The 14089-nt window shown below is 62.6% G+C and carries 15 protein-coding genes; 4 read left to right on the top strand and 11 right to left on the bottom strand.

The features are described from left to right. The first annotated feature begins 62 nt into the window (after positions 1-62). From FD715_RS18395 to FD715_RS18380, 4 genes are read left to right on the top strand one after another with little or no spacing between them, the layout of a single operon-like run. Complete coding sequence (locus tag FD715_RS18395; RefSeq protein WP_147113533.1) at positions 63-413, top strand: cupin domain-containing protein; 351 nt, start codon at positions 63-65, stop codon at positions 411-413. Positions 414-462: 49 nt separating this feature from the next. After that, positions 463-1467: a P1 family peptidase gene (locus FD715_RS18390; RefSeq protein WP_147113384.1), complete on the top strand. Its 1005-nt coding sequence runs from the start codon at positions 463-465 to the stop codon at positions 1465-1467. Further along, positions 1454-2245, top strand: coding sequence for an alpha/beta fold hydrolase (locus FD715_RS18385; RefSeq protein WP_147113381.1), 792 nt, complete (start codon positions 1454-1456; stop codon positions 2243-2245). The genes FD715_RS18390 and FD715_RS18385 overlap by 14 nt, the downstream gene beginning before the upstream one ends. A 10-nt stretch (positions 2246-2255) precedes the next feature. Then, positions 2256-3608: a tetratricopeptide repeat protein gene (locus FD715_RS18380; protein WP_147113377.1), complete on the top strand. Its 1353-nt coding sequence runs from the start codon at positions 2256-2258 to the stop codon at positions 3606-3608. 104 nt (positions 3609-3712) lie between these two features. Here FD715_RS18380 and dxs read toward each other — a convergent pair whose 3' ends face one another. The 11 genes from dxs to FD715_RS18325 all read right to left on the bottom strand — a co-directional run bounded on the left by dxs (position 3713) and on the right by FD715_RS18325 (position 14087). After that, a complete protein-coding gene (gene dxs / locus FD715_RS18375; protein ID WP_147113374.1) occupies positions 3713-5644 on the bottom strand; it encodes a 1-deoxy-D-xylulose-5-phosphate synthase in 1932 nt (643 codons plus the stop codon). 267 nt (positions 5645-5911) lie between these two features. Further along, positions 5912-7033, bottom strand: coding sequence for a photosynthetic reaction center cytochrome PufC (gene pufC / locus FD715_RS18370; RefSeq protein WP_147113371.1), 1122 nt, complete (start codon positions 7031-7033; stop codon positions 5912-5914). 2 nt (positions 7034-7035) lie between these two features. Beyond that, complete coding sequence (gene pufM, locus FD715_RS18365; protein WP_189799550.1) at positions 7036-8025, bottom strand: photosynthetic reaction center subunit M; 990 nt, start codon at positions 8023-8025, stop codon at positions 7036-7038. A gap of 4 nt (positions 8026-8029) precedes the next feature. Then, on the bottom strand, positions 8030-8893 hold the full coding sequence (gene pufL, locus FD715_RS18360; protein WP_147113367.1) for a photosynthetic reaction center subunit L: 864 nt from the start codon (positions 8891-8893) through the stop codon (positions 8030-8032). A gap of 145 nt (positions 8894-9038) precedes the next feature. After that, the gene (gene pufA / locus FD715_RS18355; RefSeq protein ID WP_039688972.1) at positions 9039-9197 is read right to left on the bottom strand and encodes a light-harvesting antenna LH1, alpha subunit; all 159 of its coding nucleotides are present in this window, start codon (positions 9195-9197) and stop codon (positions 9039-9041) included. A gap of 9 nt (positions 9198-9206) precedes the next feature. Further along, positions 9207-9362: a light-harvesting antenna LH1, beta subunit gene (gene pufB, locus FD715_RS18350; protein ID WP_039688894.1), complete on the bottom strand. Its 156-nt coding sequence runs from the start codon at positions 9360-9362 to the stop codon at positions 9207-9209. Positions 9363-9521: 159 nt separating this feature from the next. Beyond that, positions 9522-9752 (bottom strand): cytochrome PufQ, encoded by a 231-nt coding sequence (pufQ, locus tag FD715_RS18345; RefSeq protein WP_147113364.1) that lies wholly within the window; start codon positions 9750-9752, stop codon positions 9522-9524. Next, positions 9749-11239 carry a chlorophyllide a reductase subunit Z gene (gene bchZ / locus FD715_RS18340; RefSeq protein WP_147113361.1) on the bottom strand — a complete coding sequence of 497 codons (1491 nt, stop codon included), beginning with the start codon at positions 11237-11239 and terminating at the stop codon, positions 9749-9751. The genes pufQ and bchZ overlap by 4 nt, the downstream gene beginning before the upstream one ends. A gap of 94 nt (positions 11240-11333) precedes the next feature. After that, entirely contained in the window at positions 11334-12902 is a 1569-nt protein-coding gene (gene bchY / locus FD715_RS18335) for a chlorophyllide a reductase subunit Y (protein ID WP_370455422.1), read from the bottom strand. Then, a complete protein-coding gene (locus FD715_RS18330; protein WP_147113355.1) occupies positions 12899-13099 on the bottom strand; it encodes a hypothetical protein in 201 nt (66 codons plus the stop codon). Before FD715_RS18330 ends, bchY begins: the two co-directional genes overlap by 4 nt. Further along, positions 13086-14087 carry a chlorophyllide a reductase iron protein subunit X gene (locus FD715_RS18325; RefSeq protein WP_147113351.1) on the bottom strand — a complete coding sequence of 334 codons (1002 nt, stop codon included), beginning with the start codon at positions 14085-14087 and terminating at the stop codon, positions 13086-13088. The genes FD715_RS18330 and FD715_RS18325 overlap by 14 nt, the downstream gene beginning before the upstream one ends. Between the last annotated feature and the right edge of the window lie 2 nt (positions 14088-14089).

Genomic DNA, 14089 nt, shown 5'->3' with positions numbered 1-14089 from the left:
GTGCCACTCTTGAGACCGGCGATCTTTCAGGAATGATAACCCCGACCGAACCGGAGACAGCAATGCAGCCCATCAACCTCACCGACAAATTTGCTCAGTTCTCAACCCACTGGGACCCGCATGTGGTGGCCGATTACAACGACAACGACGTCATGGTGGTGAAATTCCAGGGCGAGTTCCCCTTCCACCTGCACGAGGACACCGATGACTTCTTCCTCGTGCTCGAGGGCGAAATGGTGATGGACATCAATGACCAAAGCCACGCTGTCAAAGCCGGAGAGCTCTTTGTCGTGCCCAAGGGCATCACCCACCGCCCCCGTGCGGAACACGAATGCAAGGTGCTGCTGATCGAACCCAAGGGTGTCCCCAACACAGGAGATCCGGCTACAGCAGCTCCAAAACCCCGCATCTGATCCTTCTTCATTTCGCCAAGTAAACCGCCGCCGGAGGCACGAAATCTCAATGACCCCAGGCCCGCAAAACGCGATCACGGATATTGCCGGGCTCAAGGTCGGCCACGCGCAGGACGACACCCTCAAATCCGGCGTCACCGTGCTGACGGCCGACACGCCATTCACGGCCTCGGTCGCGGTGCAAGGCGGCGCGCCGGGCACGCGGGAAACCGACCTGCTGGCGCCCGACAAGTCCGTCGCACAGGTCGACGCTCTGGTGCTGGCCGGTGGGTCGGCTTACGGGCTCGATGCCTGCTCTGGCGTCGTAGCGGGTCTGCGGGCGCGGGGGCGCGGCTACCGCGTGGGCAATGCGATCATCCCGCTTGTGCCGGGGGCCATCATCTTTGACCTGTTGTCGGGCGGCGACCAGTCGTGGACGGACACACCCTACCCCGCACTTGGCCGCGCGGCGTATGACGCAGCAACCGACAACACGCCGATCGGCACGGTGGGCGCGGGCACAGGCGCAATGACGGCGATGATGAAGGGCGGGCTGGGCACCGCCTCCCTCACCCTCGACAACGGCATTACGGTGGGCGCCCTAGTGGCCGCCAATCCCATGGGAAGCGTGACAACACCCGGCGACAAACACTTCTGGGCCGCCCCGTTCGAGATCGACGAAGAATTCGGCGGGCTCGGCGCTGATCCGGCATCGGGCCTTGGCCAGCCTCAGGACAGCCGCAAGCTCACCGCGATGATGGAACGGGCCAACACCACCATCGCCATCGTCTCCACCGACGCCACACTGGACAAGGCGCAGTGCCAGCGAGTCGCCATCGCGGCCCATGATGGCATCGCACGCGCCTGCGTGCCGGCGCACAGCCCCGGCGACGGCGACCTCGTGTTCAGCGTCTCGACCAGCGCCAATCCGCTGTCATCGCCGATGGATCTGAGCATGATCGGCCACGCCGCCGCCCTCTGCCTCAGCCGGGCCATCGCCCGCGGTGTCTACGCCGCGACGCCCGCCCCGAACGACCTGCTGCCAACCTGGAGCCAGCTCAATGCCGACGTTTGAGAGGGACGACATCGCGCTCCATTACGAGGCGACGGGCAACGGCCCACCGCTGCTGATGATCGCGGGCTTCATGTCGGATCATGCAAGCTGGACACCGCTCGTCCCGCTTTTGCAGGAGCATTTCACCTGCATCATGCCCGACAACCGCACAACGGGACAGACAACGCCATGGGACGCGCCCGTCAGCATTGACCTGATGTGCAAGGACGCGCTGGCGCTCATGTCCCATCTCGGCCACGACCGCTACCACACCATCGGGCATTCCATGGGCGGGATCATCGCCCTGCACATGGCCCAAGAAGTGCCCGACCGCATGGCCTCGACCCATATCGCGGCCTCCGCTCCCGTGCGCCTGCCCCGCAACACAGCGCTCTTCGCGACGCTCATCGCGATCCGCCGCAGCAACGCGCCCGAAGACACATGGCTGCGCGCCCTCTTCCCCTGGCTCTTCAACCCCCGCGTCTACCACGATCCAGCAGCGGTGGATCAGGCTGTGGCCGACAGCCTCGCCTACCCATACGCGCAATCCGCCGACGCAATGGAGCATCAACTCACCGCCCTGCGCGGGTTCGATGGGACGGCCCTTGCCAGCCCCACATGCCCCACCCAGGTGCTGATCGGGGCGCTCGACCTGATCGTGCCGCCGGACCACATCCTCGCGGTGCTCAGCCACCTACCGCACCATATCCTCGAAGGGGCCGGGCACTCGATCCACTGGGATGCGCCCGACCAGGTGGCTGAGCTCCTGCGCGCCTACGCCGCCAAACACCCGATCTGAAGGGGGCATCATGCAAGATCTCTTTGGCCTGCCCATCACCTGCGACAGCGACGCAACCCGCCAAGGCATCGACGACTTCGTGCACGGCTTCATCAGCTTCCAGACCAAGGCGGTGAACATCCTGAAGGCGGCCAAGGCTGACCCCACAAACGGCCTCGCCAACGCCTACGCCGCGATCCTCTACATGCTGCTCGAAGCGCCCTCTGCGCCAGACCTGGCGAACCCGTTCCTTGACAACGCGCAGGCCGCCACAGGCCTCACCCCGCGCGAGGAGGCCGCCGTCGAAGCCGCCCGCCTCTTCGTCGCGGGCGACATTCCGAAACTGATCGAACTCTGCGAGGCGACTGTCAGCGCCTACCCCCGCGACATGGTCATGCTGAAACTGGGGCAGTACCACACGTTCAACATCGGCGACTTCCCCGCCATGCTGCGCATCGCACAAAAAGCGCAACCCGAAGCGGCCGACATCCCCTACGCGCACGGCATGCTCGCCTTCGGGTTCGAAGAATGCCACCTGCTCGACGATGCAGAAGCTGCCGCGCGGTACGCGCTCACACTCGACGAAAGCGAACCGTGGGCGCACCACGCGCTCGCCCACATATACCTCACACGTGGCCAGGTGGCCGAGGGCACAGCGTTCCTTGAGTCGGTCGCGCACCACTGGGCCGACCTCAACAGCTTCATGCACAGCCACAACTGGTGGCACCTGGCGCTGTTCTACATCTCCGCAGGGCGCACGAACGACCTGCTTGCGGCCTACGACACCCACGTTTGGAACCAGAACAGGGACTACAGCCAAGATCAGGTGGGCGCCGTATCCCTGCTGGCGCGCATCGAATTTGCGGGCATCAACGTGGGCGACCGCTGGCAGGATGTAGCGGACCACATTGCCAAACGCGGCGCCGACACGACCAGCCCTTTCCTGACACTGCAGTACCTCTATGCCCTCGGTCGCACCCAACGACCCGAGGGCGAAGACCTCTTGAAAGCCATCGAGGCCCGCGCAGAAGACGAAACAAAACACGACTGGCCCGTATGGCGCGACGTGGCCCTCTGGGCCGCGCACGGCATCGCTGCTCATGCCGCCAAAGACTATGACGACTGCATCCGTTTCCTGGGTAAAGCCCTGCCCCGCCTCGCCGAATGCGGCGGCAGCCACGCCCAACGGGACCTCTTTGAACAAATCCACCTCGACGCGCTGATCCGCGCGGGCCGGACGAGCCAAGCGCAGCAGGTTCTGGAAATGCGCCGCACCTTCGACCCCGACGGGGTTCCGCTCAACACGATGCTGGCCGATGTCTACGAGAAGTCAGGGCTTCCAGCCCAAGCCGCCAACGCACGCGCGCGTGTTTCTTCTGACTGAAAATACGACCGCCGGAGGCTCCTACATCAGATGTCGGAGCCTCCGGCGGGGATTTATTAAAACAGGGAAGAAGGGACCACTTCGCCAAATGTGACGGCGGCGCGCTATTCACCTGCGATCAGATCAACCACGTTCGTCTCGATTCGCCGCATCGCCTGCCGCACCGTATTCGCTATGTCTTCGGCTGTGAGGCCCGCATCCGCATACATCTCATCCGGGTTCGCCTGATCAATGAAACGGTCTGGCAGATGCATCGTGCGCACTTTGAGGCCCTGATCCAGCAGCCCCTCCGACGCCATCGCCTGTAGCACCATGGCGCCAAAGCCGCCCATGGCGCCCTGTTCCACCGTAACCAGCAGATCATGCCGCGCTGCCAGATCGCGGATCAGTTCCATGTCGAGCGGCTTGGCAAAGCGGGCATCGGCGATTGACACCGACAGCCCCTCGGCCTCCAGCCGGGCGGCCGCACGTTCGCAGGCATCGAGATGCGTGCCAAGCGACAAAAGCGCCACGTCTTCGCCCTCCTGGATCATCCGACCCTTGCCGATCTCCAGCACCTCGCCCTGTTGCGGCATCTCGACCCCGCGCCCATTGCCCCGCGGGTAGCGGAAAGCGATAGGGCCGGTGTCATGGGCGGCGGCGGTTGTGACCATGTGGACCAGTTCCGCCTCATCCGCAGCAGCCATCACGACGATGCCCGGCAGCGACGCGAGGTACCCGATGTCGAACGAGCCCGCATGGGTCGCGCCATCGGCACCGACCAACCCGGCCCGGTCGATGGCAAAACGCACGGGAAGACCCTGCAGCACCACGTCGTGCACCACCTGGTCATAGCCGCGCTGCAAAAAGGTCGAGTAGATCGCACAGAACGGCTTGAGCCCCGACGCCGCCATCCCGGCGGCAAAGGTCACGCCATGTTGTTCGGCGATGCCCACGTCAAAGACGCGGGCCGGGAAGCGGTCAGCCATCTTGTTGACGCCGGTGCCAGACGGCATTGCGGCAGTGACGGCGACGATGGACGGGTCCTTGGACGCCAGATCGGTCAGCGTCTCGCCAAAGACCGATGTATAGGAGGGCGCGTTGCTCTTGCCCTTCGACTGTTCTCCCGTCTCAACATCGAACTTGGACACGCCGTGATACTTGTCCGCCGACCCCTCGGCGGGGGCATAACCCTTGCCCTTGACCGTGCAGGCATGGATCAGAACAGGGCCGGTCGCGCGAGTCTTTGCCGCGCGCAGGACACCCAGCACCTGCTCCATGTCATGGCCGTCGATAGGCCCGATATAGTCAAACCCCAGCTCTTCAAAGAAGGTGCCCCGGCTCTCTACGCCAGTGACCATTTCACGTGCACGGCGGGCGCCGTCGCGCATGGGTTTGGGCAGGGCAGCCTCCATCCCCTCGGCAATGGCGTGCAGCGGGGCAAAGGGCGAGTTACGAGAGAGGTTCGACAGGTATGTGCTCATGGCCCCTGTGGGCGGCGCAATCGACATCTCATTGTCGTTTAGGATCACGAACAGCCGCCGCCCCTCGTGCCCCGCATTGTTCAGCGCCTCATAGGCCATACCGGCAGAGATCGACCCATCGCCGATCACAGCGACCGCGTCGCCCGTGGGCATGCCCATGTCACGGCCCACAGTGAAGCCAAGCGCAGCCGAAATCGAGGTCGAGGAATGCGCCGCCCCAAAGGGATCGAAATCACTCTCAGCCCGCTTGGTGAACCCGCTCAAGCCGTCCTTCTGGCGCAAAGTCCCCATGCGATGACGGCGGCCCGTCAGGATCTTGTGCGGATAGCACTGGTGCCCGACATCCCAGATCAGCTTGTCGCGTGGGGTGTCGAACACGGCGTGAATGCCCACCGTCAACTCAACGACGCCAAGGGACGACCCCAGATGCCCGCCCGTCCGGCTGACAGCATCAATCACGTCAGCGCGCAGCTCATGCGCCAACTGCCCCAACTCCGCATCGTTCAGCCGTTTCAAATCCGCCGGCCCAGCAACCGTATCCAGCAGCGGTGTCTTAGTCATCGAATGGGTCATTGCGCACATCCTCCTCATGCCGCCCCGCCCGCCTTGCCGCGCGGACCCCTGGGGCAAAAAGGCGTCGTGCCTGAGGGTTCAAGCACGACGCCAGGTTCCTGTAGCCAACAGGAAGGGAACCGGGATCAAACGATCCCGCACGTGGGTCAAGGAAGCCGATGACCCGCGCCTGGCGTCGCGGGGACGGCGCAAACCGCCCACGCCACATCTTGCTGCGCCCGCACCGGGGCGAAAATCGTAAGGCGGGCGTGTCGCCCGCCAAACCCATCACTCGTAAACAGGCGCACCCGTCGTCGCCAGTTCCGGCCAGTCGGCAATCACGTTCATGCCCTGCAGCGGCCGCTGATAGCCCTTGTGGCAGGTCCGGCACGCCGCCTTGGGCGCATCGGCAAAGATCGGACCCAGACGTTCCGGCGGATACGTATCCTTCAGTGGGATCAGGTACTCCTGGTTCATCTCGATCACCATCTGACGACCCAGCTGCGCGATCCCCCATTGCGGCGTGTATTGCGCAGGGTCATAGAAGGCGCGGCTGTTGTGGCAGAACACACAGTTCACACCCAGCGAGTTCGAGAAGTAATTCATCAGCGAATAGGTCATCTCGGTCTTCTGGATTGTATGGACCTCGTCATCGAGACCTGGAACACCGGCCACACGACTGTCCAGATCATGGACATTCACCTGGCTGTCATAGTCCGTCAGATAAACCTCCAAGGCCGAAGACGGCAGCGAGGTCGAGGACGACATCGCCGTGGCACGGTTCTGATCCGCAGCCCACCCGCTGACATTCTCGTTCACCGGCGTGACGTTGAACCAGATGTCGCTCGGCACATGCTCACCGCGGTGGCAGGTGTAGCAGTTCACACCGACCTCCTCGATCGCATTGACGTGCCCGGCCCAGTTCTCGTTGAGGTTCTGGGTCATCTGGATCATGCGGCGGCTGACGACCTTGGTGTAAAGGTCATCTGCGCCGTATTCCGAGATATCGACATCACCGTGGCAATAGGCGCAACCCTCTTCCGGTGACACCCACTGCGTGATGGCCAGCATCACACGGTTGAAGTTGTCCTCGGTCAGATCACCCAGCACCTGGACATTCTCGTAGATGTCCTTGGCCAGCTCCTCACCCCCTTCCGGGATGTAAGGCGCTTCGGTGTAGTAGTTTTCGATATCCGGGTCTGGTGCCAGGCGTGACACGTTGTACTCCGGCACCGACATGCCCGTGCCGCGTGGGCCCGTCTGCATGCTCTCGGTCTGGTACGGATTGCCCCATGTCACCACCAGCGCGGCGACAAAGACAGCACTGCCCACGATACCGATGGCGATGGCGGGCCCGAAGACATTGGTCGGGTTTTCCCTGTTCCAGTCTGTAAACCACTTGGGTAGCATGATCAGTCCTCCTGCCCGATAAAGGCTTCGTAGGAGCCATAGTCTTCGTAGCCATAGGCGCCGTCATACATCGGAGCAAAGTTGTGCTCCTGCGCCCAGATGAACCAGTTGTCCACGACCGTCCCGGTCAGCAGGATGCCAATACCGCCCGTGATGGGTGTCAGCACGGCAAACCACCAGGCCCATCGGTGGATCCCCTCCATGGTCGCGTTGAACCCCATGGTCCAGCGCCAGAACAGGGCCGCCCGCTCCGTCGCCGTGCCGCGGTCATAGATCTGCTCCAACTCGCGGTCGCCGCCATAGCGGGTAACCGCCAGAATGGTGCCGCCATGCATGCAGAACAGCAGGACAGAGCCATACAGGAACACGATCGAAAGACAGTGGAACGGGTTGTAGTAAAGGTTGCCGTAGCGGATCGAGAACGCCGTGGTCCAATCAAGGTGCGGGAAGATACCGTAAGGCACGGCCTCGCTCCACGATCCCATCAGAACCGGACGGAACAGACCCAGCACGAGGAACAGCCACACGGCGGACGCAAAGGCCCAGAACACGTGCTTGCCCATCTTGTGCTCGGCCGCCAGCAGGTAAGACCGCAGCAGCCACGTCATCACCGACACCAACAGAAAGAAGCTGGCGATGATGTACCAGCCACCCTCATCAAGCGGCGGCATGCTTAGGCCGTATTCCGGCGATGGCGGTTCAAGCGCCAGCCAGAACAGTTGCCGGATGAACTCGGGGATCGAGTAGCCGACCTGGCTCAGCATCGAGATGCCGACCATCACGAACCAGATCAGGCCTGTGGCCAGCGACACCATACCGGTCCAACCCAGATAGATCGGTCCGATCTGCGCATTGCCCAGCCAACCGGCGAGGGTCGAGAACCAGGGGCGCCCAACGCGCTCCTTCGTCATCTCGCCGCTGTCGTCCATGCCCCATTCGGGGTTCCCCTGAACTTGGACCTGGGTGAAGATGTTTTGATATTCAACAGCCATGATCTTAGCCCCCAAATCCGGATTGATAGACAGGCAGCGGATCGGCGCCCCAGATGGGCAGGTTCAGCCACCAGTTCCACCATTCGGGCCAGCCAGCGGTCCAGACCGGGCCGGAGATGATGATGCAGATCGCACTCCAGAACCCGGCGTTGATCGCCAGCAGCCAGCCAAGGCGGTGAATGCCCAAGGTGCCGATAGAATAGCCAATGAAGTCACGGAAGAACGTGTCCTCGTGATCGGGAGTCTTGGCCAGCTCGCCTTCCTCGGGGTTGGCAGCGGACAGGATCAGCGCGCCGTGCAGCGCCAGCGCCAGCGTGGTCGTGAAGAACAGCGTGACCGCCAGCATGTGCGCCGGGTTGTAGTGGAAGTGCAGATAGGCGTAGCCCGTGTTGCTCACCCAATCGAGGTGGCTGAAGATCCCGTACGGGAACCCATGCCCCCACGCGCCCATCAGAAGCGGGCGGAAGATCACCAGCGTCACATAGGCAAAGATCGCAAAGGCAAAGCCGATGGGCACATGGTAGCCCATGCCCAGCTTGCGGCAGATCTCAACCTCGCGCAGCGCCCATGAGATGAACGCACCGGTCGCACAGATCGTTATGATCTGCCACAGCCCGCCTTCCAGCAGCGGCGCCATGCCCAGACCGTAGCTCAGGTCCGGTGGTGCGATGTTGATAAGCCAGGGGTTGAATGTGCCCTGCTGCGATGCACCCCAGAAAATCAGGATGGTGCCCAGCAATGAGAAAAAGGCAGTCGTGACCCCGAAAAAGCCCACGTAGAATGGGCCGACCCAGAAGTCGAACAGATCGCCGCCGATCAGCGTCCCTCCGCGGACGCGATACTTTCGTTCGAAGGATAGCAGTGCCATCTCGTACGTCTCCGCGTTTGGCGGCGCGGGCCCCCTCTGGGCACGTCAGCCGTCTTTTGTCGTCAGAATTGATTTGCTGCGGGCAGGCAGGGGCGCACTTTATGCCCCGCCCGCAGCGCTGTCTTGGATCCCTTCGGACCAGTGCTTACTGGGCGGTTTGCGCCGCCAGTTCGAACCAGTTGAAGTGTTCCGTGCTCAGCAGGACGAGGTGAATCATCGCTGCCAGCAGGAACAGAAAGACGCCTTGCGCAACGAACACGCGGCGGGGATCAAAAATGAGCCAGATCTTGTAGAACTTTGCCATGTCTTGTCCCTACCAACCGTTCGCGAACCAGGGACGCCAGATGTACGTTGCCAAGTGAGCGACAACGGCCACGGCTGTGAAAAGCCAGAGCCCGCTCATGTAGACAGCGTGCAGCTCTTGCGCCTGCTCGTCTGTGAGACCTGTGAAAGACAGGTTTTCAGCCATAGGAATTCCTCCGGAATTTTAAGCTGACGCCGCGCACCCCGCGGCCGGGTCCATCGGGGTTGCCCCCTCCGGGCTCTGTCCACCTGTTGCCAGGCGTCCAGTCTCGTGTCTCGGCAGGCGCACATAAGCCGAGAATTCGATGATATGTATCGGTGCAGGTCACGCGTTGAAGATCATCGGCGTGATGATCCGCGCCTGAGTCCAGGCCCTGGCCATCGGCCCTTTTTCGGTGAAGCTGCGCGACTTGATCGCGGCCAGTGCCCAGGTCAGGCAGGCCAGCGGCAGGGTCGCCACAAAGATGATCGCGAAATAGACCATGAACTCGGTCCGCTCGCCATTGCGCTTTTTCGCATGGGTCTCGGTGACCACGTTCGATGTCATGTCAGTCATGCTGTTCCTCCTTCGGAAACGTTGTCTGACGACCCGGCCAAAGCCGGGTCTAAGGCGCGCACGGTCTCGATCACGACCCGGTCCGCGCCTTGGGCGAGGGCTGCTTGCTCAGCCGCATCGCGCAGGGTCTTGGCCGCGGAAATCCGGGTCAGGATGGGGTGCTGCTCGACAATCTTGTCGAGCATGGCCTGCGCATCGGCATCCCAGGGGAAGTCACGGCGCAGGGTCGTCGGTGTCGCCTCGGCCGCGTCCATATCGGTGGCCAAGGGCAGAATGTGGAACAGCGCGTCAAAGAGGCCGTTACAAACCTCCTGAATGACGTAAGTAGCGCCCGCATAACCCATGAACGGCGTCCCCGTGGCCCGCCGGATCGCGGCACCGGGGAAGCTGGCGGGAATGAACGCAGGGCTGGGGCCATGCCCACCCTTCATCTCGGCCAGATACATCTTCTCGTTGATGGACCCGAACACGACCAAGGGCCGCTTCTGCCCCATCCAGGCGCGCACTTCCTCGTTGTTGGTCTTCTTGCCCGCCACCCGCGCCGTCGCGAATGCGCAAGGCAGGCCCATGTCATCCTCAAGGAACAAGCGCAGCCCACGGGCATAGGTCTCGTTCGCCACCACGGCAAAGCTGGCCGTGGCAAAGAAATCCTGCGTCACGGACCGCCACAGGTCCCACACAGGCTTCAGCGTCGAATGCTTTTCGCGCTGGATAAAAGGTTCGGGGTCGAGGCCGACCAAGGTCCCCAGTGCGCGCAGGAACTTGGTCGTACTCTCGACCCCTATCGGGGCTTGCAGGTATGGCTTGGCAAGAAGCTCACACAATCCGCGCCCGAACTCGCGGTACATGCAGATGTTCACATCCGCATTCACCAGATTTCGCATTTCGGCCACATGGGCGCCCAGTGGCATAACCATGTTGACCTCGCACCCGATGCCTTCAACAAGGCGCCGGATCTCCGCCAGGTCCGACGGCATGTTGAACGTGCCGTACATCGGACCCAGGATGTTGACACGAGGCTTCGCACTTTCCTCCCGCTTGGCCTCGCGGGGCATCCGACCCTTGGTCATACCGAACTCGGTAAAGATCCAGGTCATGGCCCGGTCTGCTGCTTCCCACTGATCTTCGTCGATGGTGCGTGGCAGAAATCTCTGAATGTTGGTGCCTTGGGGCGTGACACCGCCCCCGATCATCTCGGCGATGGAGCCGGTGACAACAACGGCAGGCAGCGCCGGATCAAGCGTGCCCCAGGCCCGCTTCATCGCGCCCTCGGTCCCATCCCGGCCCAGCTCTTCCTCGCCCAGACCTGTGGTGACAATCGGCAACTCATGCGGCGGCAAGGCGTCGGTGTAGTGCAGCACAGAGGTCACCGGCAGGTTCTCGCACCCCACAGGCCCGTCAATCACACACTGCAGACCCTTCACGGCACAGAACGCATAGACCGCGCCCCAATACCCACCGGCCCTGTCGTGGTCCATGATCAGCATGGGGAACGCCCCCTCTGCTTCATTTCGCCAGATAAACCGCGGGGAGTGTGAGGGGCTGGCCCCTCGCTCCAGGAATATGTCACCCGCGCCAACATCAGATCATCTCCGCCGCCTTCGCGGCCTTGGCCTGACGTTCCAGTTTCTTGGCGTTCTGCGCACGGAAATCGGGCCGCACATTCGGATCGCCTTCCCAGACGCCAGCGGTGTCGCCCTCGCCAACACCCTCAAAGAACTCCCGCATGTGATCCATGCGCCCCTTGTTGGCGATGGCCGCATTGATGACCTGCGCCAGCGATCCAGCGCCCGCAGGTCCCATCAAGGGCCGCGCTGAAATCAGGTTGGTGAAATACAAGCCCGGAACACCCAGCTCCTTGGCCTTCTGCACCACGGGGGTGGTACCGATGGCGAGGTCGGGCTTCACAGCCTCCATTGCCGCACAATCATCTTCCAGAGACGCGCGGAACTTGACCTTCACGCCCTTGGCCTCAAGCCACGCCTGATCCTCGGCATTCCAAGGCGTGCGCGGACAGGCCGTGCCCACATAAGGCACCTCCGCTCCACTCTCGATCAGCAGACGGGCGACCAGCAATTCGGACCCTTCATAGCCCGACAGCGTAATGGTCCCCTTGATCGGCATCGCACCGAGCGCACCGGAAATCGCAGGCAACATCGCATTCTGCGCCTCGGCAATCTGCTCGGCCGAACAGCCATGCGCCTCGCCAATGGCTTTCAACCACGCCGCCGTGCCATCACGACCCACAGGGGCCGAGCCAACAATAGGCCGACCAGCCGCCTCAAACTCACGCACAGCCGCCGTGTAGAACGGATGCACCGCCGCCACGACCGCACTGTCCAAAGCCGCGTATAGCTCGCGCCACTCGCGACATGGCACAACCGGCCCCGCCGCAAGTCCCAAAGGCGCCAGCATCTGCCCGATCATCATGGGGTCCGCCGGGAACATCTCGCCCAGCAGCGCCACGGTCGGGCGATCGGATTTCCCACCCACGGGAGCAGCCACCGGCCCCGCCTCCACTTCGGCGCGGGCATAGTTCAACATCGCTCCAGCCAGAACATCCTTGGCTTCAGCATGAGTGGGAATACCAAATCCGGGCACGTCGATCCCGACGATCCGGACACCATTGATCTCGTTGGGCAACAGCCGCAACGGCACGCCGGATGCGGTCGGAACACACAGGTTCGTCACGACAATGGCGTCGTATTTCTCGGGATCGGCCAGGTCGTGAACGCTCTCGCGAATGTCCTCGAACAGCTTGCCGGTCACCAGCGTTTCCGAGTTGAAGGGCACATAGCCCACAGACCGCCGCGCCCCATAGAAATGGGACACAAAGGTCAGGCCATAGACACAGCAGGCCGACCCGCTCAGCACAGTGGCGGTGCGACGCATCCGCAGCCCCACGCGCAACGAGCCAAAGGCAGGGCACATGCTCTGCGGTTTGTCATGCGGCCCTTGCGGATAGTCTTCGGCAAACTTGTCCAGCATCTCGGAGTTGCCCGCCATCCGCGCAGCCTTCTCCATCTCGGACCCGGAATGACATCCCAGCCCGTCGACAGGCGCCTCGCCACGCGGCATCTCTGCCTCGCGCGGGTGGCCTTCGGTCACCACAACCTCTTCCGAGGCGTCATATGTGACCTTGGTGCTCAAGATTGCCCCGCCCATTGGCGCAGCGTCGGATGCAGAACATCGGCACCCAGGCACTCATAGCCCAACTCTTCGCGCAACCGTTCCGCCACGGCGCACGCCTGTTGCGACATGACAATCGCTTCCATGCTCGACCGCATCAACGCATCGCTGCGCGCGACCAGGGCGACACTGTTGAAAACCGGATCAGGCGTCGTCATAAATCACCTCCAGGCTTTCCTTGGGCTTCGCGTTCTTGCCGCGCATATCCGTATCGGTCGCGGGCTGCAGAACCACGCCCGCGCCGGTGTCTGACCCATCAAAGAGTTCCAACAATCCATCTTGCGTAAGAGGGGTCGGCCGCACCGGCGGGGCATCGGCCACGTTCAGACCCAGTTCAGCGAACAACGCACCCCACTGGCTCTCTGCCGTGCCGACAATCTGATAGTTGGCGGATTTCTTGCGCAGGTCATCGTCCTGCGGAATGCTGGCCAGCACCGGGATGTCGACGGCCTTGGCAAAGGCTTGCGCCTCACCCGACCCGTCATCCTTGTTGATGACCAGCCCGGCCACGCCCACATTACCGCCCAGCTTGCGGAAATACTCCACCGCCGAACACACATTGTTGGCCACATAGAGCGACTGCAGGTCATTGGACCCGACCAGGATCACTTTCTGAGCCATGTCCCGCGCGATCGGAAGGCCGAAACCGCCACAGACCACATCTCCGAGAAAATCCAGGAGGACATAGTCAAAATCCCAATCGTGGAAGCCAAGTTTTTCGAGGAGTTCAAAGCCATGGATAATCCCCCGGCCACCGCAGCCGCGACCCACTTCGGGCCCGCCCAGCTCCATTGCAAACACACCGCCGCGCTTGAAGCACACATCGCCAATGGCAACCTCTTCCCCGGCCAGCTTCTTCTTCGTCGATGTCTCGATGATGGTCGGGCACGCCTTACCGCCAAAGAGCAGGCTGGTGGTGTCCGACTTCGGATCACAGCCGATCAGCAGCACACGCTTGCCCTGCTCCGCCATCATATGGCTCAGGTTCGCGAGGGTGAACGACTTGCCAATCCCGCCCTTGCCGTAGATCGCGATGATCTGCGTCTTCTTCGTCGCCTCCTGCGGCAGCACGTCAGCCAGGTCTTCGTTGGCCTCGTCCCGCAGACGCTGATCGAAATCCTTCAGATTAGGTACTTCGTCTTTCATAG

The organism is Tateyamaria sp. syn59 (assembly GCF_007995245.1).
Taxonomy (GTDB): Bacteria; Pseudomonadota; Alphaproteobacteria; order Rhodobacterales; family Rhodobacteraceae; genus Tateyamaria.
The sequence above is the reverse complement of the archived record's forward strand: the minus strand, read 5'-3'. Positions and strand labels throughout refer to the sequence as shown.

Coding starts and splice junctions, on each gene's coding strand:
- FD715_RS18395 (WP_147113533.1), top strand. CDS start 63: ATGCAGCCCATCAACCTCACCGACAAATTTGCTCAGTTCTCAACCCAC.
- FD715_RS18390 (WP_147113384.1), top strand. CDS start 463: ATGACCCCAGGCCCGCAAAACGCGATCACGGATATTGCCGGGCTCAAG.
- FD715_RS18385 (WP_147113381.1), top strand. CDS start 1,454: ATGCCGACGTTTGAGAGGGACGACATCGCGCTCCATTACGAGGCGACG.
- FD715_RS18380 (WP_147113377.1), top strand. CDS start 2,256: ATGCAAGATCTCTTTGGCCTGCCCATCACCTGCGACAGCGACGCAACC.
- dxs (WP_147113374.1), bottom strand. CDS start 5,644: ATGACCCATTCGATGACTAAGACACCGCTGCTGGATACGGTTGCTGGG.
- pufC (WP_147113371.1), bottom strand. CDS start 7,033: ATGCTACCCAAGTGGTTTACAGACTGGAACAGGGAAAACCCGACCAAT.
- pufM (WP_189799550.1), bottom strand. CDS start 8,025: ATGGCTGTTGAATATCAAAACATCTTCACCCAGGTCCAAGTTCAGGGG.
- pufL (WP_147113367.1), bottom strand. CDS start 8,893: ATGGCACTGCTATCCTTCGAACGAAAGTATCGCGTCCGCGGAGGGACG.
- pufA (WP_039688972.1), bottom strand. CDS start 9,197: ATGGCAAAGTTCTACAAGATCTGGCTCATTTTTGATCCCCGCCGCGTG.
- pufB (WP_039688894.1), bottom strand. CDS start 9,362: ATGGCTGAAAACCTGTCTTTCACAGGTCTCACAGACGAGCAGGCGCAA.
- pufQ (WP_147113364.1), bottom strand. CDS start 9,752: ATGACTGACATGACATCGAACGTGGTCACCGAGACCCATGCGAAAAAG.
- bchZ (WP_147113361.1), bottom strand. CDS start 11,239: ATGCTGATCATGGACCACGACAGGGCCGGTGGGTATTGGGGCGCGGTC.
- FD715_RS18330 (WP_147113355.1), bottom strand. CDS start 13,099: ATGACGACGCCTGATCCGGTTTTCAACAGTGTCGCCCTGGTCGCGCGC.
- FD715_RS18325 (WP_147113351.1), bottom strand. CDS start 14,087: ATGAAAGACGAAGTACCTAATCTGAAGGATTTCGATCAGCGTCTGCGG.